24 protein-coding genes and 1 tRNA gene are annotated in these 24,907 nt (G+C 54.9%); 15 read left to right on the top strand and 10 right to left on the bottom strand.

The annotated features are described in order from the left end of the window. Window positions 1-26: 26 nt before the first annotated feature. Window positions 27-419, top strand: a complete 393-nt coding sequence (locus RC85_RS05545) for a hypothetical protein (RefSeq protein ID WP_068259604.1) — start codon at window positions 27-29, stop codon at window positions 417-419. 376 nt (window positions 420-795) lie between these two features. Here the strand turns inward: RC85_RS05545 and RC85_RS05540 are convergent, their stop codons facing one another. Beyond that, a complete protein-coding gene (locus RC85_RS05540; protein ID WP_068259603.1) occupies window positions 796-1,395 on the bottom strand; it encodes a recombinase family protein in 600 nt (199 codons plus the stop codon). A 307-nt stretch (window positions 1,396-1,702) separates the two neighbouring features. Continuing rightward, window positions 1,703-1,900 carry a hypothetical protein gene (locus RC85_RS26630; RefSeq protein ID WP_149753018.1) on the bottom strand — a complete coding sequence of 66 codons (198 nt, stop codon included), beginning with the start codon at window positions 1,898-1,900 and terminating at the stop codon, window positions 1,703-1,705. A gap of 2 nt (window positions 1,901-1,902) precedes the next feature. Here RC85_RS26630 and RC85_RS26625 point away from each other — a divergent pair, with 2 nt between their 5' ends. The 7 genes from RC85_RS26625 (at window position 1,903) to RC85_RS05505 (ending at window position 7,171) form a co-directional block, all read left to right on the top strand. After that, entirely contained in the window at window positions 1,903-2,346 is a 444-nt protein-coding gene (locus RC85_RS26625; protein WP_149753017.1) for a hypothetical protein, read from the top strand. Window positions 2,347-2,470: 124 nt separating this feature from the next. After that, window positions 2,471-3,283, top strand: coding sequence for an RNA polymerase sigma factor (locus RC85_RS05530; protein WP_068259601.1), 813 nt, complete (start codon window positions 2,471-2,473; stop codon window positions 3,281-3,283). Between the two features lie 40 nt (window positions 3,284-3,323). Beyond that, a complete protein-coding gene (locus RC85_RS05525; RefSeq protein WP_068259598.1) occupies window positions 3,324-3,818 on the top strand; it encodes a hypothetical protein in 495 nt (164 codons plus the stop codon). Then, the gene (locus tag RC85_RS05520) at window positions 3,806-5,605 is read left to right on the top strand and encodes a DUF5906 domain-containing protein (RefSeq protein ID WP_068259596.1); all 1,800 of its coding nucleotides are present in this window, start codon (window positions 3,806-3,808) and stop codon (window positions 5,603-5,605) included. Before RC85_RS05525 ends, RC85_RS05520 begins: the two co-directional genes overlap by 13 nt. Continuing rightward, complete coding sequence (locus RC85_RS05515; RefSeq protein ID WP_149753015.1) at window positions 5,599-6,240, top strand: hypothetical protein; 642 nt, start codon at window positions 5,599-5,601, stop codon at window positions 6,238-6,240. Before RC85_RS05520 ends, RC85_RS05515 begins: the two co-directional genes overlap by 7 nt. Window positions 6,241-6,272: 32 nt before the next feature. Next, window positions 6,273-6,692: a hypothetical protein gene (locus tag RC85_RS05510; RefSeq protein WP_068259592.1), complete on the top strand. Its 420-nt coding sequence runs from the start codon at window positions 6,273-6,275 to the stop codon at window positions 6,690-6,692. Between the two features lie 167 nt (window positions 6,693-6,859). Beyond that, on the top strand, window positions 6,860-7,171 hold the full coding sequence (locus RC85_RS05505) for a hypothetical protein (RefSeq protein WP_068259590.1): 312 nt from the start codon (window positions 6,860-6,862) through the stop codon (window positions 7,169-7,171). Here the strand turns inward: RC85_RS05505 and RC85_RS05500 are convergent. Then, the gene (locus tag RC85_RS05500) at window positions 7,168-8,412 is read right to left on the bottom strand and encodes a tyrosine-type recombinase/integrase (protein ID WP_238383093.1); all 1,245 of its coding nucleotides are present in this window, start codon (window positions 8,410-8,412) and stop codon (window positions 7,168-7,170) included. The two genes, RC85_RS05505 and RC85_RS05500, sit on opposite strands and share 4 nt — an antisense overlap. 218 nt (window positions 8,413-8,630) lie before the next feature. Then, window positions 8,631-8,704 (bottom strand) — tRNA-Asp (locus RC85_RS05495). A 344-nt stretch (window positions 8,705-9,048) separates the two neighbouring features. Between RC85_RS05495 and RC85_RS26620 the strand changes: the two genes are divergently transcribed. From RC85_RS26620 to RC85_RS05475, 4 genes are all read left to right on the top strand, one after another. Next, window positions 9,049-9,216, top strand: coding sequence for a hypothetical protein (locus RC85_RS26620; RefSeq protein ID WP_157593884.1), 168 nt, complete (start codon window positions 9,049-9,051; stop codon window positions 9,214-9,216). A 170-nt stretch (window positions 9,217-9,386) separates the two neighbouring features. Further along, complete coding sequence (locus RC85_RS05485; protein ID WP_068259581.1) at window positions 9,387-9,713, top strand: DUF6793 family protein; 327 nt, start codon at window positions 9,387-9,389, stop codon at window positions 9,711-9,713. 93 nt (window positions 9,714-9,806) lie between these two features. Continuing rightward, window positions 9,807-12,155 carry a hypothetical protein gene (locus RC85_RS05480; RefSeq protein WP_068259579.1) on the top strand — a complete coding sequence of 783 codons (2,349 nt, stop codon included), beginning with the start codon at window positions 9,807-9,809 and terminating at the stop codon, window positions 12,153-12,155. Continuing rightward, window positions 12,152-13,078, top strand: a complete 927-nt coding sequence (locus RC85_RS05475) for an ABC transporter ATP-binding protein (protein ID WP_068259576.1) — start codon at window positions 12,152-12,154, stop codon at window positions 13,076-13,078. The genes RC85_RS05480 and RC85_RS05475 overlap by 4 nt, the downstream gene beginning before the upstream one ends. 88 nt (window positions 13,079-13,166) lie before the next feature. Here RC85_RS05475 and miaA read toward each other — a convergent pair whose 3' ends face one another. Next, window positions 13,167-14,207 (bottom strand): tRNA (adenosine(37)-N6)-dimethylallyltransferase MiaA, encoded by a 1,041-nt coding sequence (gene miaA / locus RC85_RS05470; protein WP_235033461.1) that lies wholly within the window; start codon window positions 14,205-14,207, stop codon window positions 13,167-13,169. Window positions 14,208-14,314: 107 nt separating this feature from the next. Here miaA and RC85_RS05465 point away from each other — a divergent pair, with 107 nt between their 5' ends. Then, the gene (locus RC85_RS05465) at window positions 14,315-14,926 is read left to right on the top strand and encodes a GNAT family N-acetyltransferase (RefSeq protein WP_238383092.1); all 612 of its coding nucleotides are present in this window, start codon (window positions 14,315-14,317) and stop codon (window positions 14,924-14,926) included. 22 nt (window positions 14,927-14,948) lie between these two features. On the opposite strand, the gene RC85_RS05460 is transcribed toward RC85_RS05465, so the two are convergent. Further along, on the bottom strand, window positions 14,949-16,082 hold the full coding sequence (locus tag RC85_RS05460; protein WP_149753012.1) for an ATP-grasp domain-containing protein: 1,134 nt from the start codon (window positions 16,080-16,082) through the stop codon (window positions 14,949-14,951). A gap of 152 nt (window positions 16,083-16,234) precedes the next feature. Here RC85_RS05460 and fae point away from each other — a divergent pair, with 152 nt between their 5' ends. Beyond that, entirely contained in the window at window positions 16,235-16,732 is a 498-nt protein-coding gene (gene fae, locus RC85_RS05455; RefSeq protein ID WP_068259568.1) for a formaldehyde-activating enzyme, read from the top strand. 48 nt (window positions 16,733-16,780) lie between these two features. On the opposite strand, the gene RC85_RS05450 is transcribed toward fae, so the two are convergent. The 4 genes from RC85_RS05450 to RC85_RS05430 form a co-directional block, all read right to left on the bottom strand. Continuing rightward, complete coding sequence (locus RC85_RS05450; protein WP_160148222.1) at window positions 16,781-17,665, bottom strand: DUF2608 domain-containing protein; 885 nt, start codon at window positions 17,663-17,665, stop codon at window positions 16,781-16,783. 851 nt (window positions 17,666-18,516) lie between these two features. Continuing rightward, window positions 18,517-21,888 carry a mechanosensitive ion channel domain-containing protein gene (locus RC85_RS05440; protein ID WP_068259559.1) on the bottom strand — a complete coding sequence of 1,124 codons (3,372 nt, stop codon included), beginning with the start codon at window positions 21,886-21,888 and terminating at the stop codon, window positions 18,517-18,519. Between the two features lie 755 nt (window positions 21,889-22,643). Next, a complete protein-coding gene (locus RC85_RS05435; RefSeq protein WP_068259557.1) occupies window positions 22,644-22,964 on the bottom strand; it encodes a hypothetical protein in 321 nt (106 codons plus the stop codon). Beyond that, window positions 22,964-24,052 carry a DUF1559 domain-containing protein gene (locus RC85_RS05430; RefSeq protein ID WP_235033310.1) on the bottom strand — a complete coding sequence of 363 codons (1,089 nt, stop codon included), beginning with the start codon at window positions 24,050-24,052 and terminating at the stop codon, window positions 22,964-22,966. The genes RC85_RS05435 and RC85_RS05430 overlap by 1 nt, the downstream gene beginning before the upstream one ends. Before the next feature lie 225 nt (window positions 24,053-24,277). Here RC85_RS05430 and mntR point away from each other — a divergent pair, with 225 nt between their 5' ends. Continuing rightward, the gene (gene mntR, locus RC85_RS05425; protein WP_068259727.1) at window positions 24,278-24,685 is read left to right on the top strand and encodes a manganese-binding transcriptional regulator MntR; all 408 of its coding nucleotides are present in this window, start codon (window positions 24,278-24,280) and stop codon (window positions 24,683-24,685) included. The last annotated feature ends 222 nt before the right edge of the window (window positions 24,686-24,907 follow it).

The raw sequence follows: 24,907 nt of genomic DNA, 5'->3' as shown, positions 1-24,907 counted from the left end.
CTTGACCCACAACCCAAAGGGAATCCATGAAGGAAACCAAAGTAGCGGCGGTAGCCGCAAAGCATCAAAACATAGCCGACCAACTTTTCAAAAACGTCATCAACGCGGTTCATGGGTTACGCGCGTTCCGTGTCAAGCGACACGCCGACACCCTGGTTATCTCGATCGGCGGTCGGTTGCTCCGCTGCGTCTATCGGTTACGCGGTTCGGCTGGTTCGCTTTGCGGTGAACTGCAAGTGATTGAATCGAATCGGCTTCTACGCCAAGTGTTTTGGAACGACGAAGGAACACTTACGAACGGCGCTTTCGGTCGGCCGCTTGCCGAAACGGTAACCAGCAAAGGGTACGCGGCGGCGCTGATCGTCCAAGCGTGCAATACGCTTTTCGATCTACGCGAACCGATACTGACGCGGCAGTAGGTTTTTCGTCGGCGCAACCACCGACAAAAGAGCTATAGAGGCGCGCGCTATACTATGCCGGTTGCGCGGCCCGATTTTGACCCACCCCCGGCCCCGCGTCGCTTCGTTTGAGGAAACGCGGGGAATGAATCGGGCAACGCCGATCGGTCGATACCGACGAAGCTAGGCGGGTTTGCGGTGGTCCCGAAAACGTCGTTTCGGCGTCAATTCGACGCCCGATGAACCAGCATCGAAGGGGAAGCGGGCCGATGATCGGCGGGCCGGGGGCCGGTCGGCGGTCGAAAAGAACAGCGACCGCGAAAGAGATACGCGACGGCGGGCCGTAGCTTCGACGCTACGGGCCGTTCGTGTTGCGGGAATGAAGCCCCGCGAAGCGTTAGGCCATACAGTAGGAACGCGCCGTGGGTGCCGACACGCCAAGCGCGGCGGCTATTTCCCTAAACGTCAAACCCTTTGACCGTAGCTCTTTCGCCCGCGACGGATCGACGCCCGCTTTCGTTGCTCCCTTCGCCCGACCTTTGTAGGTTCCGTTTGCTTTCGCGTGTTGAATCCCGACGGCTTGGCGTTCACGTCGGCTTTGTTGTTCAATCTCCGCGAAGCCGAAGCATAGCGCGGCAACCATTTTGCCGATCGTCCCGCGAAAGTCGAAAGCCTGAGTCGTCGAAACGAACCGTACCCCCGATTCAAGCCACCTGGAGACGGTCGTAAGCCCGTCGATCATCGAACGGCTTAGACGATCGAGTTTCCAAACGACGACGGTAGCGACCGCGCCGTTAGCTATTAGACGGTCTAGCTCTTCAAACGCGGGCCGATCCAGATTGTCGCCCGTTGTCCCTTCGTCGATGAACCATTGAACGCGGGATAGGTCGAATCCTTCGCGTTCTAGGTAGCGTTCTAGGTCTGCCCGCTGCGCTTCGGTCGATTGGTCGTCGGAAGAGCATCGAAGATAGGCGGCAATGATGTTTCTGTTTTTCATGGTGCGTTTCTTGTTAGGAATAGGGTTTACTCTAAACCTACTTTCAAAACGCCAACTATCAATTTTTTAGACGCTGATTTTCACGGCGTTTTTCACTTCGCGTCCGGTTGCGCCGGGCGTTACCCTAAATTTAACAAGCTATGTCCCAGGTATTTGAATTCATCGACTCCGTAACTTGTGAACCCCGTTTCGTCGGCTACGGCGACGGTAAGCCGTGGATACGCGCTTGGGATCGGCGGTTCATGGTCGGCAACCCGCTTTTCCTTTGGCTACGTTCGCTGGACGAACCGCCCCCGCTATCGTGGCGCTACGTTCCGTTCTCTTCAATGGCGCGGTCGGCTTGCCGATCGGTTCGCCGTATGCGATTGAAAGCGTTGGCGGGCGTTTCGTCGATGATCGAGATACCCGCAACGCGGCCCGTGATTGCCGTTCGTGGCGACGACCGCGTTAGCTTCCCGTCGGTACGCGCTGCAGCGTCGGCGGTCGGCGTCGATCGGACGACCATTTATGACGCTATTGACGGTTTTTTCGATCTTAACGGTTGGTCTTATTTTGACGCGCCGTGTGACCAAATCTTCGCGCGCTAACAAGGCGTTTTTCGCTGTTCCGACGTGGTGCCGGGCATGGCAACGGCGGGCGGGATGCGGGCAGAATCGGGCAGGAAAAAGGCTGCCCGCCGTCGTTTTTCCCGTGTTTTACGGGGTGAAACCGTGTTTTGGCGGGCAGGGCGGGCAGGTTTCGACAACTCTTCTAGGGTTCTCTACTTCTCTCCCCTCTCTTCATTTTTCATTTTTCATTTTCCACACAAGTTATAGAAAACTGCTCACCCTGCCCGCCCGAAGGGCGTTTGACCCCGGTTTTTACGGTATTTTTGACGGCGGGCAGGTCAAAAGCTGCCCGATTCTGCTCCCCTCTGCCCGCCAAGCTGCCCGCCTAACCCGTTTTTCTTGAAATTTTGCTTGCCCCATCGCTCCGATTGTGCCGATGAACAATCAAGCGACAAAAGACTAGGAACGCTGCGCGCCGATCCATCGGGAAAGTTACCAAGCTATTCCGCGAATGGAGAACCGCGCCCGTGCGTCACTACGAACTAGACCTAGCCGAAAACGAAGGCGTCAACGATGCCTACGAATATCTGACCGTCGCCTATCAACTTCGCGAGATAATCGCGGGTGACATAGTCGCCGAAGCCCTGCGGCCCGCCATGCGGCCCGTGGAAGCCTTGAAAGAGGCGGTAAGCGCTGGCCTATACGGCCCGCTCCGTTGGCCGAACCTGACCACCTTTGAACGTAAGCCGACCGGTCTACTAGCGGTGCCCCACTTCGTCGAAGCGATAGACGAAGCCCGTCGGGCCGGAGATTCCGAAGCCATCCCATATCTACTAGCGGCGACGGCTCACACCATCAGCGGCGATGCCATCGGGTATGTCGCCGAACGACTAAACAAGAAACGCGACGATAAGCGGATTCACCCTGCCGACCGTTTCCCCGATCTAGTTATCGAAGCCCCCGGACACCTGGACGACGAACCATCGTTCCGGACGATTCCGAAGTGGGAGCTAGGACACGGCGCGTACTCCGACGGGATCTTTCGCCGCGTCCGGGGTATTGCCCGGAACTACCAAAAACTAGCGGCGGTTCGGTGCGAATCGCTAGACGCGACCGACGAAGAGAAACGCGACACGTTCGCAAACATCCCGGACGGCAATGAACGCGCCACCCCTTGGGATGCTTTGGAAGAACTGGACGACGCTGACCGCGTCGTCGTCGAAGCGTTGCGGTACGGTCGATCGGTTGCCCAAACGCTCGGCGTCACGGAACGCCAAGCCCGAAACCGGATCAACCGCGCTGAAACAAATCTCAGGAAAATCCTGGATTACGTTTCCTAAGTCGCCCTCTCGATCACCTCTATATGTAGAGGGGAAAAACATGATCCTAACTGAGTGGGTCGGCGAAATTTGCGAAGCCGACCAAGAACCGAAAACGCGGTACTGGCACAAAAACCTAGAAACGTGCATCCGTACCAACGACGGCAAATGCCAGTGGGCAAACGCGAAGACGCCCCGCCCTGAGATGTGGTACGACGGCGACGACATCCAGCGCATCGGATGCACGGGCTACAACTTCGTGACCGGCCGCGCGGAGTGGATCGGGATCGACATCGACGGCGATAGCCACGGCGGCGGCTTCGATGCCGCAACCATAGCGGCGCTACGCGACCGCATGGCAAAGAATCCCGCTATCGACCTATACGAATCAACTAGCGGTGATGGCCTACACGGAATCATCCGGCTTAATCCCTTCGTTGACGTTCCCAAACCACAACTAACCCAACTAGCCGCCCACGTCGTCGAATCGGTCGACGCGGGGCTTACCAAATTCATCGACGTAGCGGGGGGAAATCTATGGCTATGGCACTGCTAAGCCCAGCAACCGAAACCGTCGACGTAGGCGACTGGCCCCCGACCGAATCAAACGCCGAACTATCGGCAATCTTCGGGTCGGTCGAATTGACCGAAGAGCAACGCGACGACCTAGCGTTCTTGGGTGCGTCGATCGACTCCGACGGTTGCGCGAAAACCCACACCGTAAAGCTAGCCGCGCTCCACCGGGAACGAAACAAGCCCGGCATTTTCAAGACGATATCGCCGGGAACGCGGCCCGATCAACCGAACGTGATGATATGGCCGATTCGCGGGGGCGGCTGGTCCGTGGTCCGGTTCGGCAAGGGATGCACCGAAGCGGTCGGGTATTGGACGACATCGGCGAACGGTTGGACCCGATGCCGCTTCGGTGTCGCCGCCGACATCGACAAAGCGGCGCACTATGCCGGGTGCGTCCAAACCGAAAACGGCTACTTCGCGCCAAGCGGAACCCTACCCGCGTTCTTGGAAGCGTTGAACGCCGAACCGTCGCCGATAGCGTCCGGCGTCACAATCGAGCGCAAGAAACGCAAACGCAAACTACGGCTATCGACCAAAGCGGGCGACGGCGAACCGCCCCGGCTATGGGGCGTCGACGGTCGAAAGTGGGTGCGCTTCATCGACGACCCGACCGCACCGGAAAACACCGACTTCACCGCGCGTATTTACAAACGCGACGGAATCAAAAACACCGATCACGTCTACTTTGACCGCGACGGCGTCCTACGTCACGGGACACGCCAAGAGCTAATAGATTCGCTGACCGACTACGGCTTAGACGCGGAATATCACGTCCGTCGGGCGACTAACCGCCCGTGGTCATATTCGCATGTCCCGTTCAAAGGCGAATACCCTGGCGGGCACCGGGTCCACGCGATGCACGCGGCGCAGTTTGCCACCGAACCCCAAGCGGGAACCCTGGACGATTGCCCGACGTTCGCAATGATCCTAGATCATTGCGGCGCGCCACTGGACGAAGCGGTAGCGGCGTCGACCGATTGCAAAGCCTTAGGAATCCAAACCGGTCCAGACTACTTGATAGCCTGGGTGCGTTGCTTGTTTCAACGGCCCGATAAACCGCTGCCCTATCTTGGCATCGTTGGGCCTCAAGAGGGCGGCAAGTCGGCTTTTCACGAATCGACCGCCCTATGTATGCGGGGCGGATATGCGGAGATCGACGAAGCCCTACGGTCATCGTCGGGCTTTAACGCTTCGATGGAAGGCGCGATACTTTGCGTGATTGAAGAAACCAACATCGGGGCGAGTGGGACCGCCTACGATCGACTAAAAAAATTCATCACGGGGAAAGAGATCGTTATCCGCCGTTTGTATTCGGACGGCTACGCGGTCCCGAACTATTCCCATTGGATACAAACGACAAATAACGTCGACGCTCTGCCGATCTTTCGCGGCGATACTCGCGTGACGGCTTGGCGGGTTCCCGCGATTGCAAAAGAGAACCAAATCGATCGCGAAACCATCACGGCCCGACTAACCGAAGAGCTGCCCCAATACTTGGGATTCTTGCTCGACACCCCGGCTATCGAATCATCCCATCGGCTGACCCTTCCCGCGTTGCGAACCGACGTTTTTGACGACGCCATTTATGACCCCATCGGCGACGCTATCGCGGCGACGATGGGGACCGAGTTTACGGCGAAAGAACTATTCGACGCGGTCCAGCTAATCGACCGCGACGCCGTCGCGACACCTGCGGCGCTCGGCAAGAAATTACGCGGCTATGGGTGCGAACAAACCGACAAAACCAAATGGAGACAACTTTGCTAATCCAAAACAATCAAGACGACAATTTCTACTCGACGTTCACGCGGCGTCGTTACGACAACCGCCACCATGCCGAGGCATCGGAAGCTAAAGCGATGGCCGAAGCCGAAGCGATGGCGGGGCGTCCGCTCACTGAAAACGACTTTCGCAAAGGGTCTCTAGCTGACCGGGTCGATACCCGGTCGGGTCGGGAACGGATTCGCGACGAAACGCGAAAAGTCGTTTCCCTGGTTCCGGGGTCAAGCGACGAACCGACCAACATCTACGAAAAGTTGCTCGCGTACCGTCGGGCGAACAAACCGGAAAGCTACGAACAGATGTTGCAACGCAAAGCCGACGAAACCGCGACGACGACCGAACTACAAAAGCGGGTTGAAGCGTTCCACGCGGACCCCGAACGGGTAGAGCTAGTCGAAAAGTCGGCGGGACTTGTCGAGGCGGCGCGATGGAACCCCGAAGCCGATGAAACAGAATGGCAGGCGGTCAACTTCATCCACGAAACCGCGAAGGTCGGCGACCTTGAACTAACGCGCGGCATGATCGAGGATCACGAATACGCGGTAGCCGAACGCGACCAGATTAAACGTCTACAGATTGAGGAGCAAATCCGTGGTTTGCAATCACAACTTGATTCTTGATTTTACAAACCGACTAATCGAAGGGCTATCGGATGCAACTAATCAACAGCGGCGACGCCTGGAAACTTGCAAACGCCGAAAGCAATCAGAGGGTCGAAGAGCTACGGTCGACAACCGAACCGACCAACTTGGAACACGAGATAGCGCTTTGTCGATTGATGACAAACCAAGCGATCGACCAAAATTCCCCCGGGCTAGCTGCCCAGTTAATGCGCACAATCGCAAGCCTAACAAAAGCCGAAGAGCAAAGGCGGTTGCGGTCGGCGCACTATCTGAACCTAGACGACCTAGTAGCGATTGCCGAACGAATCGGCGTTGTCGTCGCGACGACGCTTGAGCATCACGGCGTAACCGATCCCGACATACTGCTAGAGATCGGCGCGGGAATCACCGAAGCCGTCAAAACCGTTCGCGGCGACCGCCAACGCAAAAACGCGGCGAAGACATTGTGACCGGGGCGGGACCGGGTGCCCGATTCATGCCGACGGGTATCCCGTCCCGGTCTTCTAACAAATCGGATTCGGCATTTTGCCGAAAGCGTCGTCGTCTACGGGCGGCGGCGCTATTTTAACCTACACCGCTTGCCGATCTTGCAAGCGATCAAACGGAACTGCAAACGATGGAACCAGCATTGTTGAGAATGTCGGATGTTCCCGACGTGGTCGAAGAGCTAACCGGTGAACGTCCCCACCTTGGGACCGTTCACAAGTGGCGAAAACGCGGGATTGCTGGCGTCCGACTCGATTGTAGTTTCGCGATGGGTTGCTACCGAACAAGTCGCGCCGCATTGGTTGCGTTTTTCGATCGTATCGCGGTAGCGAAAGCGGGCGGCGATCCCGACACCAAAGCGGGACCGGTCACACTTGCACGGCTCGACCGCGATAGGGAACTATCGCGCGTCGAGGATGAACTATTTTCGCTTGGTTGCTAGCCGACGCGGCGGGCGACTTCGCGGGCTTTTTCGGCGTCACGTTCGGCGTAGGTTTCCGTCGTCTTTATCGACTTGTGCCCCAAGATGACTTGCGCGGCTTCGGGGCCAAACTTCTGACGGATCACCGTTGCCTGAGTGTGCCGTAGTCGGTTCGGCGTCCAGTGATGATCGTAGGCAAACTTCTTGCGTTCATCGTCCGATAGACCCTCCGGCATTTCGAACGTCCGACAAGCGACGTTTTTAACCGCTTTACCATAGGCTTTGCTGCCCCAACGCTTGCCCGGTCGTTTCTTCGGTTTGCGTTGTCGGTTCGTCCCCACACGGTTGCCACAACTAGCGGGCGTCGCTCGGTTCTTCGTTCTCGCTTCGCGAAGCTGAGCGGTATGTTCCGCTGGGGAAAACAGCGGTTCGCTATCGGGACGGTCGAGATAGGGCAGCAAAATTGTTTGGGCTTCGGGGCCGAAGTAAACGATTTTCTTGGACCGTTCGCGACCCTTCTTGCCTCTCATTTTGTGATGCTCAACTTCGTATTCCCAAACGTCACCGCTTCGATCAATCGCGCCCGGCGTCAATTTGCAAACTTCACCGGGGCGGCAACTACTCAGCAACTGAACCCGTACCATGTCGGCTAGCGTCCGCGTCATATTCGGAATCGTGGCGTGAACGACTTCCAGTGAAACTAACGTCACTTCGTCGGACTCTTCGACCCCGTCGACGCGGTATTCTTGAAGCTGCGAAACTCTAGCGATAGCTTCGGCTCGATCAACTGGGAACAATTCCATCGAAACTGCCCAGTTGAGTATGTGTTTCAATCGGCCCGCGTTTTTGTTGATTCCTTGCCGAGTCAAACCCCGGTCGATCCAAATTTGACGCACGGATCGAAACGCGAGCGGCCCAAAGTCGCTAACCGTCGCGCTGCCGTATCGCGTCCGGGCATCTTTGATGATTCGCCGCATGGATTCATATTCGCTGGTCTGTTCCCCTTCCTTCCGGTAGTGCGTTTTTGCGTGACGGATGAAAGCTAGGAAAACTTGATTCATCACCAGCGGCGTTTCGGGGGTGCTGAACGGCAACGCAACGCGGCCCGTCATCATCCATTCACCAACAAGCCGACCGTACTTTTCGCGGCTTGCTTTGCTGTTGTATTTTCCCAGGTAGTATTCCTTCCCAGCAATCTCGACGACGGCGTAGGGACCGGACTTTCGTTTCTTCTTTCGATACTTCGGATTCTTCACGGACACAATGCGCTCCTGCGTAGTGTCCCTCTCACCAGAGATAGGAAGCATCGGCAACCGATGCACCTGGACACCACGAAACGGGAAGCCGTCGGCAAAACCCCACGTTTGGCTACGGCGTCACCAAAACCGGTGCTGCACCGGTTTTGACCGCTTGGAAAGAGCGTTCCGCGCTGACGCCAGCGCAAAAGAAAAGCCCGGCAAAACCGGGCTTGAAAGTGAAGCGACGCGGACGGGACTCGAACCCGCAACCTCCGGATCGACAGTCCGGGGCTCTAACCAATTGAGCTACCGCGCCTTTCGGGAAGCATTGCCTGGGAAACAGACGGTGCTTTCCGCTGTGCGAGTGCGGATTATATCGCCATGACCGACCTTCGCAAGCAGGCTTTGGGGCTTTGGTAGGCGGGAATTGTATTCTTACAGTCTGGTTGTACCGCTCGTGATGGTTTTGCTGACGATTGACTGGTTCCAGTCCTGATTTCCGGCGTGTTGGACGCCTCGCGGGGCTCGGTGGCGACCTAGCTTTTGGGTGGAAAACCACGTGTGTTCCGATTTCGTTCGATTTTTGAACGGTTTCAACAGCAACGTTTTGAATAAGTTTTTCATTCACCCTTTACCCGCCACACCGGCTCAGGCCCGATCATGATTCTTGACATCCTTGCTTTCTCGTTGACCGGTTGGTTTCAAGACGCCCTGGGCGAATTGACCCGCTATTTCTCGACCATGAACGTCACCCAGTGGGGCATCGTTTCGGCTTGCTCGGTCTTCTTCGGATTTCTGTGTTTACGCGGAACCGGTTTGAAGGTTTAGGGTTTCGAGAATTTGAATCGCGGTTTGCGAGGTAACTGGTTTCCTTTCCGTTTCCTTTCGGTCATCCGGGCGTTATCATAACGGTCTCGCGATCATCGGGTTGCCCGATCGTTTGATCGATCTGGCTGTTTGATTGATCTGGTCGTTTGATTAAAAGGGGAGCCGCTCTGATGCCACTGTTCGAAGTTGAAACCGAATCTCATATCATCATCACCTGGGCCGATGATGACGACGCCGCCCTCGAAGTGGTGGCGGACGCCTATCCGCAAGACGAAGTCGTGCGTCTGACCCGCCGACCTCGTGACACTTGGGTGATCAGCAAAGGCGTACTCGGGCTGACCACCAAAAACCTTGATCCCTGCATGACGGCTCGCGATTGCTTGAGCCGCAGTGCTGGCGACAAGGTCAACGCCATCCGTTTGTATCGAATGGAAACCGGCAGCGATCTGGAAAATGCCCGCCGCGCGATCGAGTCCAACATGGTGATGGGATGGTGAGAGAAGCGACTAGCTTTTAGCGGTTCGCTTTTTTCAAATGCCCAAAGCCAAATGCCTCGAGCCCTTTTTCTGTTCGCGATACTCTGCGTACCCATGATTGTTGGGTGCGAGGGATGTCGGCGTGATGATGCCGAGGAAAGAAAAAAGCAACTCGAAAAAGATGAAGCTCCCAAACAGGACTTCACCGCTCGACCACCTCAACCTTTCCCGGCGGACGGTAACCAATCAGGCAACGCGATCAAGCCTGGGCATTGGACCAGTGCTTCGCAAACTTTGCAGAGTAACAAGGTTGATGCACGCGGCGAACTAACCAGCGTTTGTGGTTCGCGCGGCATCTCGCTTCGCAGCGGTCTGGAAACCCGATCGGTCGGCAGCGTGCCAAGCATCCGTCCGATTGTGATGCCCAAGGGACAGCGTCGGCGGTTTGATTATCGACTGTTGCCGCCGATCCCAACCGGGGCCGAACAGAAAACTTGCTTTCTAACCAGCCAGTTCTCGTCGGCCGGTCAATCGGTGTTCTTTGATGCTGGATCGCAACCGTTTCGCATGATGCGATCGCAGGAATACTTCTTTGTCATCCTGACTGAACGCCCCGAGCGATTCGCGAAGTTGAAACAGGGCGATTGGGTGCGACACTACTACGACCAAGACGCATTTGAACTCGATCCGCTCAGCACCGATTTGATCAACTATCGGATCGTGATTCCGCCCACCGACGATGTGCTGCCGATTCCTGAAACGATGTTGGATTGGACCAGCACCGCGGTCGTGTTGTGGGATGACTTGTCCGCCGACGCGTTGACGCCGGATCAAATGACCGCGATGAGCGATTGGATTCAGTTTGGCGGGCGACTGGTCGTCAACGGAGCAGCCGGTTCGGATCAAGTTGCCAATACGGTGCTTGGTTCCTGGTTGCCGCTAAAACCGACCAGTAACATCGAATTGGATTCGGAAGCCGCGGTGGAATTGTTAAGCGGATGGCAGGTCAAGTCAGACCGCTCGACTGAAAAACAAACCGCGCTGGTTCGCAGTCAAAGCGGTCGCGTGGCGGTCGATGGCACGTTGGCGTCCGACGCGGAACCTTTGCCAGAATCGGGCAAACTAGTGCTGACACGACGCATCGGTCGTGGACAGATTACTCAGCCACGTTTCGACATCACCAGTGATTGGATCGCTGATTGGAATTCGTACGACAGCTTTATCAACGCGGGGATTTTGGGTCGCCCTAAACGAACCTACGTTCGGGAAAGCGATTCAGAACCGATTCGACAACTCTATTCAAACTCAGTTCAAGAGAACGCACGCGGCAGCGCAACCGCAGCGACCAATTCTGGGCTTCGCATTTTCAGCCGCGATGCATCGCTTAAGAAAACGCCAAAAAATGAGCAGCAGCTTCGCGAACCGTTTGCCATCAGCCCCATCACGGGATTGTCGGGTTGGACCGACAACAGTGATCTGGTGAAGTCGTTTCGCGACGTCTTGCGCAGCGAATCGGGGATCGAAATTCCCAAGTCCAGTTTGGTGGTTCGATCGCTGGGGATTTATCTGTTTCTATTGGTGCCAGTGAACTACTTGGTTTTCCGTTTGCTGGGGCGATTGGAATACGCTTGGCTGGCCGTGCCCGTGATTGCAATTGCCGGTGCGATCTGGGTGGCTCGCGCGGCACGTTTGGACATTGGCTTTGCCCGCAGCCAAACCGAGATCGCGATGTTGGAACTACAACCCGGTTACCAACGTGGCCACCTGACGCGCGTCATCGCGATTTACAATTCGCTCTCCAGCACCTATGACGCAAACTTCAAAACGATTGACGGTTGCGGAGTTCCAATCGATGTGGTTTCCAGCGGCAACCGAAAACAAATGGATGCACCGGATGGAACCACGTTCAGGTCTTCCTACGACGAGGGCCCCACGCTTGCTGGCGTCGCGATCGACAGTAATCAAATTCGCTTGATCCACGCCGAGCAAATGATCGATATCGGTGGCGGAATCAGTCTTCGCCAAACCCAAGGTGAAACCGATAGCGAGCTGCTGGTCAACGATTCATCCATCGACTTACTGGACGCTTACTTGGTCCGCAAAGACGATGACGGCCGGACACAGATTGCGAACCTGGGCGGGTGCGTGGGCGGTTCGACAACCAAGCCGCGATTTCGACCGGCCGATTCGGTGTCGGTCTCGTCTGATTTGCCGATGCAAACCGCGTCGCTGATTCAGCAGCTTGCTTCGCCTGGAATCATCGCCAACGGGACGACTCGTTTGGTGGGGCGAGTCGATGGTCCGATCGGCGGCTTCAGCATTGAGCCGACGACGAACCAGCAGCTTGCTCAGACGATCGTCTTGGTAAACTTAAAGCATGCGACGTTACCGAAAAGTGAAGTCGATGAGAATCTGTTGTCTGAATTCCGAAAAGTCACCACGCTGAAAGATGAAAGCCCATGATCACGCTGACTGGATTCGGAAAAGACTACGGCGATTTTACCGCAGTCGATAGCATCGATTTGCAGATCGATGCGGGCGAAACGTTTGGCTTTATCGGACCCAACGGAGCCGGTAAAAGCACAACGATTCGGTTCCTGGCGACTTTGTTGCGGGCGTCGCGTGGCAGCGGCGTGGTGGCAAATTGTGATGTGATGGGTGACCCGGTCGGAGTACGCCAAGCGATCGGTTATATGCCGGACAACTTCGGCGTGTATGACGGAATGCGGGTCTGGGAATTTCTGGATTTCTTTGCGGTGGCCTACCGAATCGGTCGGACTCAGCGAAAGCAGATTATCGACAACGTGCTGGAGTTGCTTGACCTCACTCACAAACGCAACGACTTCGTCAACGGTCTGTCGCGCGGCATGAAACAACGATTGTGCTTGGCCAAAACGCTGGTTCACGATCCGCCGGTACTGATCCTGGATGAACCCGCCAGCGGTCTGGATCCGCGGGCTCGGGTCGAGGTGAAGGCGTTGCTGAAAGAGCTTCGCAAAATGGGAAAGACCATTTTGATCAGTAGCCACATTTTGACTGAGCTTGCCGATTGCTGCACTTCGATCGGCATCATTGAACGAGGCCAATTGTTGATGCACGGTCCGATCGAGAGCGTCTACAACCAGATCCGTCAAAATCGCATCGTTGAGATTCAGTTTTTCTCTGGCGAAGAAGCCGGCATGTCAATTTTGAGAAGCAGCCCACATTTGCGAAGCGTCGAAAATACGCCAACCGCTGTCGTCGCTGAATTGGAAACCGATGACGAAGGGCTGGCCGAATTGATGGAAGAAATGATCAAGGCGGGTGTGCGCATGAAGTCGTTCAACGATCGCGACCCCACGCTTGAAGACGTCTTTATGACGGTGACAAAGGGCTTGGTGACGTAAAAAGTAGGCCGGAACAATCGCAGTGCAGTTCCGGCAGTTGCATTGATGTTGAACTGCCGGAACTGCACTGCGTTTGTTCCGGCCTACATCAGTGCTCCATCTGGCTGAGTGCGGCTTGGGCAGACACTGTCTGATTCATTTCGATTCGTTTGATTTCGTCGAGCGAACGGAACCAGGTTTCTTGGCGACGGGCTAGTCGGCGCGTGTGGAAGACGACCTGTTCGATGCATTGGTCGAGCGTCCATTTTCCGTCGAGGTGTTCCAGGACTTCTCGGTACCCAACGCCCTGGGCCGCGGTTTTGGAGATTGAACCGAATTGGTCGAGGATCGATTGCACTTCATCGACCAAGCCTGATTCGAACATCTGATTCACGCGAGTTTCTATTCTTTGGTGCAACTCGCTTCGTTCCCAAGCCAACGCAAAGACGTTGCGATGATCGGTGGTTGCCGCTTTCTCGAACTGCACTTGGCGATGACTGATCGGAATACCGGTCAAGTGAGCGACTTCCAACGCGCGAATCATCCGCCGGGAATCGGTGGGCTGAATTCGATGAGCAGCCAGTGGATCGACTTGCTGAAGACGTGCGTACAACGCTTCGATGCCGTAGCGATCCAAGTCTTCCTCGGCCGCGTTTCGGAAAACCGGATCGGCAGGCGGGCCAGGGTCAAAACCTCGCAGGATCGCCTTCAAGTACATGGGCGTTCCGCCGACAAAGATCGGCGTTTTTCCACGGCCTCGGATCTCCGCGACCAATCGATGTGCTGCTTGCAAGTAGCAGGCCACACTGAATTCTTCGTTGGGATTGACCAGATCGATTAGGTGGTGTGGCACCGACGCCTGTTCATCCGAGCTTGGCTTTGCCGACCCGATGTCCATGTGCCGGTAAACCGCGATCGAATCGAGCGACAAAATTTCGCCACCGATCTGACGTGCCCAGTCGATCGCGAGGCGGCTCTTCCCAGAAGCAGTGGGACCGGTCAATACGTACGCGCTGACACAAATTGGCGGAAAAACACCATCGGAGACGTCTGCCGTTGGGCCCGCGAGATCCTGGTCCAGCTTGCCGGTCGCTAGCGATACTCGGTGGTGCGCGGACATCGTCAAATTTGTGGTTGTGTTGGGCGTCATGGGTTACCTCCCCAGGTTAAACCGCATTGATCGGCATCACCATCACCCTGTTTTACTGCCGCAATACGACTTTCCTGCGATTCGTGTGTTATTATTGAGTCATGGGAATGACCTACTTCAAACGATTTCGCATGGAATACCGACTGGACGAATGGTCGGATTCTGATGGGGACGATCACGGTGCCGCGGACGTTGATTCAGCGGTTAGCAGGATCGAATCGATTGCCAAGACGGTGCCTTTGGGGTACGAATTTGTCCCATTCCACGAAGGCCTGATACGCGAACACGCGGCTGCGAAGTACCAGAGTTTTCGCTACGAATTGGACTCCAACGTTTTCCCGTGCTTGGGAGATCGCGATGGTTGTTTGCGATTGATGAAAGAGATCGCCGGGCGACATTCTTTTGTACCGGAAGCAACATGGTTGTGCCGTTTCAAAGATTTGGAAGCGGGAACGGTCACGCCGGTGGGAACCATTCAAGGAATTGAATGCGAAGGTTGGGGAGCGATCCAAAATATCGGCATCGATCCTAACCACCGAAACCGAGGCCTAGGTGCTTTGTTGCTCACGCGCGCAGCGAAAGGGTTCTACGAAGCCGGCTTGAAGGGCATGCACCTGGAAGTCACGACGGACAACACCGCCGCGATACGGTTTTACGAACGAATCGGATTCCGACGAGCAAGCGTGGTTTACAAAGCAGCCGAAGTCGCCGGAGCTTAACGGTCCAGCGTTCGACGTGCTTTCACGGCTGGGTTCGCAAATCGTGGATAGCGTTGCGGTAGATCGACCACCAGCTTGTCTTCGCTGGATCCGTCTTGGCGATCAATGTGCAAACTGGGTGCTGTGAATCCGTCAGGCAATCATCGGCTGGAATGTCGTGAAGCGATCCGACTTCTTTCGCGACATCGATTGCTTTCTTGTCGTTGAAATACATCGGGTGCTTCGCGTAGATGATTCGTTTGATCCACGGGCTGGAGATTACGGATTTTTGCTTCAGCGTTGCCACACGCTTGCCCTGCATGGCATCGATCGAAATTTGCATCAGGCTTTGTGACGAATGGATTGCACCGGTCTGCGTCAGCGAGCGTTCGATGATCTCCGACGATGCACTCCATCGCGGATTGATTTCTAGCAATGAAATTTTGCCGCCGGCCGATTGAATGAAGTCTAGACTGAAGACGCCACGCAGCCCTGATTCCAGCACGATCGTCTCCGCTGCAACCAAGAGCTTTGCCTGGGATTTTAGTTCAATGTTGTCGGTCGGGCCAACAGAGCCTTTGTAAACAAACGGAAAGTCGGCAATCCGTCGAAACAAATTTCGGCAAATTCCCAGCAATTGCACGCCGCGATCACTGCCCAGAAAAGTTGCGCCGTAGGATCTTCCGGGAATCCATTGTTGGTAGACGACATTGTCGGTTGCGCTGAGACTCGCTAGACGATTCCAGCGGATGCCCAGTCCGCCCGAATGAATGGTTTGCTTTTGAAGAATCGTGGATGAGGTTTTTCCACTGGGTCGTGTCGTACTGGTGAACGGAACGGCTAATCCAGCTTTCATCGCCGCGATTTCCAAGTGGTTAAAACTGCTGGCCGTCCGCCAAGTTTTTGCATCGATCAGCGGTTGGGTATCGCTTTGCTGAATTGTTTCGATCATTCCTGGCCATTGGCCAACGCACACGACAGGGTGGGTTGGATACTGTTTTAGTGTCTCGGCCAATTGCTGATCGGCTTGCACCACGTGGCTGATTTGTGCGGATCGCAATGTGTCTTGGTCACCAAACTGATCGATCGTAACGCAGCGAATTTGACTGCGAGCAAGCGATTGGGCGGCTGAACGTGCTGAGACGCCGACCACGACAACGGGAAGAGATCGATTCACGGTTTCAGTTTTGGGATTTTGGACTGGGCGGCGATGGATTTGGGTGCTTGTGTCGGGTGGTGCGTTTGTTAGGTTCACTTTCTCGCAGACACCCCAAAACTCTATCTGATTTTCGCAAACAACTGATTTTTGAAATTAACGAGGAATCACAAATGCACTTCCATATCGGCGAAGCACTGGTTGGCGACGGAAACGAAATCGCTCACATCGATTTGATGTTGGGCAGCAAGAACGGTCCCGTTGGAACCGCATTCGCCAACGCTTTGGCAAATCAAAGCGAAGGACACACCAATTTGCTGGCGGTCCTTGAGCCCAACTTGGCCGTGAAACCATCGACGGTGATGATCACCAAGGTCACGATTAAGGGAATGCGGCAAGCCGTCCAGATGTTTGGGCCCGCCCAAGCCGCCGTTGCCAAAGCGGTTGCCGACGCGGTCAGCACCGGGATCATTCCAAAAGATCAGTGCGAAGAACTGGTTTGCGTTTGTGGCGTCTTCATTCACCCCGAAGCCGAAGACGATGAAAAGATCTACAAATACAACTACGAAGCCACCTTGGAAGCCTTGAAGTCAGCGGTTGGCAATAGCCCGACCGTCGATGAAATGCTGGAGAAGAAAGACTCCGCGGCGCACCCGTACAAGGGTTTTTAGAACCGGTTTTCAGAACCAGCGAGCCAGCGGCGAGTTGGCTCAATTCTTTTATCGGACCAGGACGCGTCCGATGAATTCGTGCAGGCGTTTCCAGTCGTAGGCGGCGTGCTGCTTTGACGACTGATTGAAATTCGCAACGTTTCCATCTTCTCGCGAATATCGAAACGTTGCGACGTCGATTTCATCGTCCTCAAACGCCTCTTGCATGCCGACAACATGCTTGGGGTGATCGTCGGCAAACACGATCGCCTTGAAATCATCGGTATCTACTTTGTTGGTCGTCCGCGCTAGCAGCGTCTTCAGCATGTAACCTTTGTGTTGCCCGGACGTCATGTAGATACCGTTGGCATAGGTGACATCGCGAGGTTTGATTCCAAGCGCCGCGATGATTTCGATCGACAGACCATGTTTGTCAGGTCGCTGAAAGTCGTAAGGTTTGAAGTTGCCGCGTTGTTCGCGAATCGACAAATTGTTCAGTGAAAAGTCGTAACCGTTTCGGCCTAGTTCTCGCTGGGCAGCATCGCGAAACTCAGGTCCGCGCGACGTTAAGACAATGGTGGTGACGTCGGACGCCTGGATCTGCTTTAGCATTGCGGGAAGATCGGGCTCGGGCGGGTGCATCTCGCTGAGCGCAAAAAGCATTCCCTGGGCACGCAATAGTTCCTCGAACGTGTCGGCAACGAGGTCTTTGTTTGCCGGATCGTTTTCCAGCAAACTCTCTTGCCAGCTAAACCATTGATCACTTCCCAGGTCCTGGTTCATCGCCAACAAAGTGTTATCGATGTCGACCACCAGCAGGACTTTTTCAGCTCCGTGCTTCTTCACAAACCGATTGACTTGTTGTTGAACACGCGAAAAATCGGCCGTCGTGACCTGCCTTTTTTCGACCGAAGTCTCGGGTGCCAAGTTCTCTGGTAATGGAACGTCACCCACGATCCGTTCTTGTGCAGGACAGGAACCTAGATCAACGCAGAGGCAGAAAATAAACAGGGCTAGAAAGCTTCGTAACAACATTCAACTAAGTCCGAATGGGATTGGCGATCGAAGCCTCTAGAATACTCAGCAAATGAGCTAACTCCACTGCTGATAAGACGGAAAACCAAACTCTCAAACGCGTGATTCCGCTTAGGAACTGTCCTGAATCAAGTTCCGAATTTGGCAAGCTCTCTCGTAGCTGGGCCCATGAATGCTTCGCAAAACCAGCCAACTTAGCCGCGGAGCGGTGACAGCCCTTTGCCGGGTGCGTAGCACCCGGATCATGCCGCCCCATGTTTGTCTGAGCCTCGATCGATCGGCGGCTTTGCCGCCGATCGATCGAGGCTCAGAGGGTTGTTTGTTGCATTGTTTCCGGGTGCTTCGCACCCGGCACCGAGCTTTCGTCCCTCCGAGGATGTGATTTTTTAAAATGATGTGCAAGCGAACGAAAAATATTCGATTCAAAACTACGGCTCTCGCTCTTGAGATTGCTTTCGATCGTGATCTTTGGCAACAAAACAGAAATCTCAGACACCATGTTTTCCGTCGTTTACAAAAAATCACAGCCTCTCCGGGACTGGATGAGCCTGGCCCGGTCGGCGTGCTAAGGTTCTAAGCTGGACGTTCTCGTGAGCGGCCGGGCTTACCGCACTGCGCTGTGAACTCAAAGAGGGGGAACTCAAAAGGGGGAACTCAAAAAGGGGGAACTCAAAAAGGGGGAGCTCAAAAAAAGAGTGAACTCAAAGAGTGCCTTACGGCCAGCGGCTCACCATTACCGCTGAGATTTCGATTCAATTGACAGGCCGAGATCAGGCCGGTGGCTTGACGAAATGAACGTCGCGCTGCGGGAATGGGATCGAGATATCTGCCTTGGCAAACGCCTCTGCGATCGCGGTATTCACCTGATGCGTCACCTCGATTCGGTTATCCAATTTTGGCAAAAAGAATCGAACGACAAAGTTTAATGAGCTATCGCCGAAAGTCTCGAAATTGATCAGCGGCGGTGGGTCCTGTAAGACATCCGGATGACTCGTCACGACGTCGCTGAGTATCTGCCGCACTTGATTTGGGTCGGTGCCGTAGGCGACGCCGACTTCAATGGTCAATCGATTGACCACGTTGGATAGCGACCAGTTGAGCAGCTTTTGAGTGATCAGATCTTTGTTGGGAATTACCAATTCCTTGCGATCCCAATTCGTTACCGTTGTCGCTCGCATCTGAATCCGCGAAACGATCCCCGTAGTTCCATCGATCGTGACAACATCACCGACGCGGACCGGACGTTCCAGCAATAAAATGATTCCTGAAACAAAGTTGGCGACGATTTCTTGCAGCCCGAAACCCAGGCCCACCGATGCCGCTGCGACCAACCAGCCGAGTTGATTATAGGGAAGGCTCAGCAAGTCCAAGACCACCAACGCACCGACGATGATCAGAACGTATCGCAACAACGTTGAAATCGCGTAGCGAGCACCGCCGTCAATCTTGGTGCGGCTTAGCACGAGCAGTTCCAACATGCTGGGCAGATTGCGAACGGCAAAAAAGACGGCTGCCACGGTTAGGAAAACATAGACCAAGTCTTTCAACGTGATGATCTCCACATCCTCACCGGTCCCTATCGTCTTCACCGTGATTTCATCTAAGTAATCCAGCGCAGGTACCAGGTCGCTCCAGATAAAAGCCAATCCAAAGAAACCGATAATCGCCGCCAGCGCAAATGCGGTTAGTCGAGTTTGATGGTCAAGCGTCGGCAAATCCATCTGCGTTTCATCTTCCAACACAATGCCAGCCTCGTTGGCAACGCTGGTGTTGTCCGAATCCGTGACAGAAGCCAAACGACGCTGTCGAAGTTCCGCTGCGTTTTGACGTGCGACGTTACGGCGGTGAAGTGTTAGCCAACGCGAAAGCAACCCAAGCACGACGACCACGAACACGAGCAGAAAGAAGCTAGATTGCAGCGAGCGTCCCAAGCGAACGGTCGTTTCCAGGTAACCCGCAAGCGACATCAAGCCGAACAGCAACGGCGCACCGACAGCGATGACCCAAATCAGTTTTCGCCAACGATAGATGAACGAATCGGGATTGACTCTAACGACCTCTGGAAACAGCGGACTACGGTTCCCCAAAATGCAATGATGAAACGTTGCGGTGATCACGAACAATGCCGTGGAACTGATGCGAGTCGTGAAGGTACGGATCAACGTGTCAGGATGTTGATTGTAAAGCACCAAAAAGAACAGCGAGATGCCACCCAAAAGTGTGTACCAACGCAGGTGACGCCGAAGATGTACGCGGATCTGCTCGCTCCATCCAAAGTGTGCGTCCGCCAAACCATCGGCTCTGCAAATCTCTTTCAGGAAAGTGCGTGACGCAACAAACAATGCGGTGACAGCCAGACCTTGTCCAATGCCTTTGACGAATGGATTGCCGGACGAACTGGCAAGACAAAGAAAGGCAACGAAACCAAACGTTGCCGGCCAAGCAGCCGACGCGCCCACGGATGCCGAAAGTGTTTGAATCGTTGAAACAAAAGTAGCGCTAAATCGATTTGCCTCTTTGCCCTCGCTGATGATCGTCCGCCGGAAACTTGGACGTGCATACCAGATCCCAAGCAATACCACCGCAAGTGCCAGGCAGCCCAACGGACCTCGCATCGCGGTTCGTTGCAGTTGCTGACCAACCGCTTGCCAGTTTTCTGGATTGGTGATCCATCCCAGCGTTTGCGGGGCAACTTTTAGCTCAGAAAACGAAATCGCCGGAGCATTTCGCGTCCAAAACAGGTGCCGGTCAACGAAGTTATCGTATTGATCAATTTCTCGCATCAACTCGGATTGCTGAACCTCTTTATTCAACAACGTTTGCAGTTCTTCGTTTTGCTTCTTTGTCGTATCCTCGATCAGCTTTTGACGTTTCTTCAAAAGCACCCACTCCGCATCGGCTTCCGGCAACTTGTCCCATTGAATCTCGGTCGATTCCCAGTCAATCGAAGGAGATTGAGAATCGGCGAGGTTTCGTTTGATGGTGTTGAGTTCGTCTTCCAGCCGAAACGTGTCGATTTGATACTTTTGAATTTGTTGTTTGAGGCTATCGCTGGGCCGAAATTCAAACCGAAGCTCTTCAAAGTCTTGACGTCGCTTGCGAAACATTAACCCCAGAGCATCGGTCAGTCCGACGGCATCCATTCTTGCTTTTGATGTTTTCAGCTCCGTTGTCACTTCGGCGACCGCTGCTTGAACGTTGGCCAGCGACTGCTTGGACTGGGTCGATTGCGAAATCAACTCGGCTTGTTTTTGAGCAAGTTCAAGATTGCTTTTCGCGAGTCCCCGCAAAGACTCGGGAACATCGCTGGTCGTCTTCTTGAGTGCTTCTGTCGTTTCTCGAGCCTCCTTTGATTGTCGCTCGACGATCGCTTCCTGCAGCAGTTTGAGTTCTTGGTTTAGTCGTTGAACCTTTGCCTCGGTCAGCTTTTGCTCCAACGGAACGAGTTCAGTCGTGGCAACATAGAACGCCTGTTCCTGAACGAGTCGATTTGCGGCCGCTCGGAGCTCTTTTGCTTGTGCCTGCAAATACAACTTACGTGTGGTCGATTCGACGGGCGATTCGTTCGCGGGCGGCGGCTGACTTAATTGCTCTTGGACATTCGAGATATTTCGATTTACCTCTGCGATCAAACCAGGGATTTCGGCCAACCGGGGCCGCCGCGACGTTGGCTCACCTGCCAGTTTCGCCGCATACTCCGTTGCATCCTGTAGCTCCGCCTTCACCGATGTTAAGCGTTGCGACAAAGCATCAGTGGATGCGGATTCGTCAATTTGGACTTCGACCTGATCGAGCGTTTCGATCTTGTTGTTAATCTGTTTGGTTTGTTCAGGAACCGACGCGATGTCAGATTTGTATTGCTTTGCTTTTTCACTTTCAGCCTTCGCGCCCTCCAAAGATTTTTTTGCCTTCAGCAAAATTTCCTTCGCAGACGCTTTCTGAGTCTCGTCCAACTCAGAATTACCATCGACCGCAGCGAGCTGTGCTTCGACGTCTTCCAAGGTCACGTCGCCCAAATCGCTAAGCGGCGGAGTCAACGTCAACTGTTGAGCCGCCGCGGTGAAAGCGAGCAGCGAAAACCCGATAGCGATGAACGCAGGCAAGAGTATCGGAACGATTCGGGAATCAAGAAGTCGTGTCATCGGTGACAAGATTCGTTCGTGGAGAGTTTGTGACTGATCCGAAGCGAACCATTACCGCTTCGTTTGCGATTAGTCTACCGAGATCCCCGCGAGTCGTCGCCCGATGAATTTTGTGCGAGCCAATGTCGGCCGTTTTACCCCACCGGCGCAGTTAACAAACTGTCCGGAGATAAGTCCCCCGTTTTCCCATGGCTGGACCCGCCAGGGTTCCGTCCATCATTCGCTGCACCCGACTGAACCCTGAATGGCGTGGACTTAAGGAATTCAATTCGTGAAACCTTCTTCCGTCGAGCTTGTCTCGGCGGGGATAACAATTGGAAGCTACAACGGAATTCCAAAACAAATTTCACCCCACTCCCACGAATCGCCTCTGGCGATTCGTGGGAGTGGGGTGAACGAGCGCGTGGTCGCGAGAGGTAGCTGCCACTTGCACGCCCCGCCCGGACAAGCCGGGACGGAAGCAGGAATGCAGGCTCTGTGAAACTCACTCAATTTTGCTTGCGTCGACGCCATTCGACTGAACCCTGGCGGGATCAGCTACGAAAGATTTCGCCAAATACGAAAATTGTTTCGTGACAGTTCCTAAACGGCGCGGGCTTTGCCCAACGCCGTGAAGAGATTTGGTCCCGGAAAAAACGTGTTAGTTCGTTTAGCCGCGTGGGCATCGCCCCGCGCGTTCGGGCCAGCACTACGCGCGGGGCGATGCCCACGCGGTTAAACAGTTCAGAAACCCTTCACGGCGTTGCGGCCTACCCCTACGTCATTGGCGTTATCAGCATCGATACTTGGTTGTCCATTATTTCTCGGCAAGCTCTTGCCGCGTCTTTCCACTGCCCCAGTTTTGCCATTTCAACAATCGACCGTAGCGGCGAAACTTCTTTGTCGGGTTCAGCTCCCTCAGCATCGGCGATCAACGTCTCGATGCGTGCGAGTCCCTCGTCGTTGGCCTGATTGCAAACGCGGTAAAGCGCGATCGCGACCTCGTACTCAGAGTCACTGATCTTGTCTTTCTGAGGCCAAAACCACCAAAGCAAAATCAATCCCAAGACGACGCCGATTCCGATCAGTGGCTTCATCACAGACGCTCCCAATCAATCACTTCGCCCTCATTCATGCTGGACATTTCGGCCCACAATATCAGGTCAACAAAGTTGGTGACAAAGCGAACTGATCCATCGCCCATCGCGACCATGCCACCACCTGGGTGCTCCGAAAACATTTGACCAACGTGATAGGTCGGAAAGTTGATCGGGTGAATGATTGGGTTGCCTGTGATATCGAGTTCACCGCCCGATGGTCCAGCATGAACCAACGTCAGCGTTGCCGCGGCGTCCGATCCATTTTCGGGAGACTCGAATCGAGGATGAGTCGAAGCGCTGGGAACGACGCCGACCCAAGTCTTGTCGCTTAGCGCCGAGCTGTGTTCGCCAAAGAAAATCGTATTTGTTGTGCCGTCAAGAATGTCTCGCATTCGAGTTCGTGAATTGCGAAAAAACGGTCCATCGGCAACCTGTCCCGCATCACCATTAATAGGGATGATTTGTGTTGCCGAAGTGTAAATGTTGGTGAAGACTTCTCCGGTGGCTGCCGCTCCACATTCACCCCAACAACTTTCCTGGCCGTGGCTGGCAACGTAGTGGGTGCGTCCGAGCCTGATCGTTTGGCCGTCAATCACCAGCGGCTGTCCCGCCGCGTCTTGGACAGTGAACGCGTCGTCGCCGCCGGTCGTGCTGGGGCACAGAAACATCGGCACCGCCGACTCGATCGCTGCTTGATTGATGGGATCCCAAATTGGCCGGTCGAATCGGATCGCATCGGTGACCGACGTCGCTTCGGCAAATGGCAACAACCCTGCCGCCCAACCCCAACCCGGTCCGGCGTCCCAGGTGATTGGGTCCATGCGAACCGTTGGCGGTGCCGAACCATCGCGAGTCGCAAACGACTGGTAGCCAGCCGGAAATTGCTTGAATGCAGAATGATAGTTTTGTGCCGCCAAACCGACTTGGCGCAAATTGTTACTGCACGACATTCGCCGGGCGGCTTCGCGAGCTGCCTGGACCGCGGGCAGCAAAAGCCCCACCAAAACACCGATGATCGCAATCACCACCAACAATTCCACTAAGGTGAAAGCTCGTTTAGAACGGAAACGTTTTCGCAAAATCACTAGGTTAAACCTTTGGAAGGAAATGCCCTGAAGTTAGTCTCGGCTAACTGTTTGGTCGCAGCAAAACTGAGGCTCAAAACTTAGCCTCAGCTAACAATCGAAATTATGCTCGATTCAGGGATCGCCGTCAAGGGGATTCCACCGGCACGTCAGGTTGTTATTTTAAAGATCGATCTGCAGCTTTCTCGTGCCCCTTATTCCCTTTTTCGGCTGGCAATTGACCCCATGAAGACAACTCGCCACCGTCGAATCCGTCACGATCACGCTAGCGAGGTGGCGGAGGACTATGTTGAGGCGATCGCGGACGCGATTGAGCGCAGTGGTTCCTGTCGTGCGGCGGATTTGGTCTCACTATTTGGTGTGACCCACGCAACGGTCAGCAATACGGTGTCGCGGTTGCAGCGTGACGGGTTCGTCAACACCGAACCGTATCAACCGATTGAATTGACACCCGCCGGGCGTCGTCTGGCAACCAAGGCTCGTCAACGACACGAAGTCGTCGAGGCGTTTCTGAAAAAACTGGGCGTCAGCGACCGTGCTGCCGCGATCGACAGCGAGGGCATCGAGCATCACGTCAGCAAAGAAACCCTCGCTGCGATGAAGCAAGTCCTAGAAAAAGGTTGGCCGAAGTAGCGTAAGCTTGGTGACTTGAATCTTGCCGAGTGACGTCGAACAGATGAGTGCAAGGATTCGTTGATCGCTCCACGATCGGAACGTTGGTGAGCAGTCTCGGCGGGACGGAAGCCAACGCCGTGAAGGGTTTCTAAACCGTTTAACCGCGTGGGCATCGCCCCGCGCGTCCATGCGGGGCGAAACGCGCGGGGCGATGCCCACGCGGTTAAACGAACTAACCCG

The organism is Rubripirellula obstinata, from assembly GCF_001642955.1.
Taxonomy (GTDB): Bacteria; Planctomycetota; Planctomycetia; order Pirellulales; family Pirellulaceae; genus Rubripirellula; species Rubripirellula obstinata.
Note: the sequence above shows the minus strand (reverse complement) of the source record. Positions and strands in the feature narration are given on the sequence as shown.

Excerpts from the sequence above, each read along its gene's own strand:
- RC85_RS05525 (WP_068259598.1), top strand. The coding sequence starts at position 3,324 with ATGATCCTAACTGAGTGGGTCGGCGAAATTTGCGAAGCCGACCAAGAA.
- RC85_RS05475 (WP_068259576.1), top strand. The coding sequence starts at position 12,152 with ATGATCACGCTGACTGGATTCGGAAAAGACTACGGCGATTTTACCGCA.
- RC85_RS26630 (WP_149753018.1), bottom strand. The coding sequence starts at position 1,900 with ATGGTCGTCCGATCGACGCCGACCGCCGACGCTGCAGCGCGTACCGAC.
- RC85_RS05435 (WP_068259557.1), bottom strand. The coding sequence starts at position 22,964 with ATGAAGCCACTGATCGGAATCGGCGTCGTCTTGGGATTGATTTTGCTT.
- RC85_RS05440 (WP_068259559.1), bottom strand. The coding sequence starts at position 21,888 with ATGACACGACTTCTTGATTCCCGAATCGTTCCGATACTCTTGCCTGCG.
- mntR (WP_068259727.1), top strand. The coding sequence starts at position 24,278 with ATGAAGACAACTCGCCACCGTCGAATCCGTCACGATCACGCTAGCGAG.
- RC85_RS05540 (WP_068259603.1), bottom strand. The coding sequence starts at position 1,395 with ATGAAAAACAGAAACATCATTGCCGCCTATCTTCGATGCTCTTCCGAC.
- fae (WP_068259568.1), top strand. The coding sequence starts at position 16,235 with ATGCACTTCCATATCGGCGAAGCACTGGTTGGCGACGGAAACGAAATC.
- RC85_RS05545 (WP_068259604.1), top strand. The coding sequence starts at position 27 with ATGAAGGAAACCAAAGTAGCGGCGGTAGCCGCAAAGCATCAAAACATA.
- miaA (WP_235033461.1), bottom strand. The coding sequence starts at position 14,207 with ATGACGCCCAACACAACCACAAATTTGACGATGTCCGCGCACCACCGA.
- RC85_RS05485 (WP_068259581.1), top strand. The coding sequence starts at position 9,387 with ATGCCACTGTTCGAAGTTGAAACCGAATCTCATATCATCATCACCTGG.
- RC85_RS05510 (WP_068259592.1), top strand. The coding sequence starts at position 6,273 with ATGCAACTAATCAACAGCGGCGACGCCTGGAAACTTGCAAACGCCGAA.
- RC85_RS05505 (WP_068259590.1), top strand. The coding sequence starts at position 6,860 with ATGGAACCAGCATTGTTGAGAATGTCGGATGTTCCCGACGTGGTCGAA.
- RC85_RS05465 (WP_238383092.1), top strand. The coding sequence starts at position 14,315 with ATGACCTACTTCAAACGATTTCGCATGGAATACCGACTGGACGAATGG.
- RC85_RS05520 (WP_068259596.1), top strand. The coding sequence starts at position 3,806 with ATGGCACTGCTAAGCCCAGCAACCGAAACCGTCGACGTAGGCGACTGG.
- RC85_RS26620 (WP_157593884.1), top strand. The coding sequence starts at position 9,049 with ATGATTCTTGACATCCTTGCTTTCTCGTTGACCGGTTGGTTTCAAGAC.
- RC85_RS26625 (WP_149753017.1), top strand. The coding sequence starts at position 1,903 with ATGACGCTATTGACGGTTTTTTCGATCTTAACGGTTGGTCTTATTTTG.
- RC85_RS05480 (WP_068259579.1), top strand. The coding sequence starts at position 9,807 with ATGATTGTTGGGTGCGAGGGATGTCGGCGTGATGATGCCGAGGAAAGA.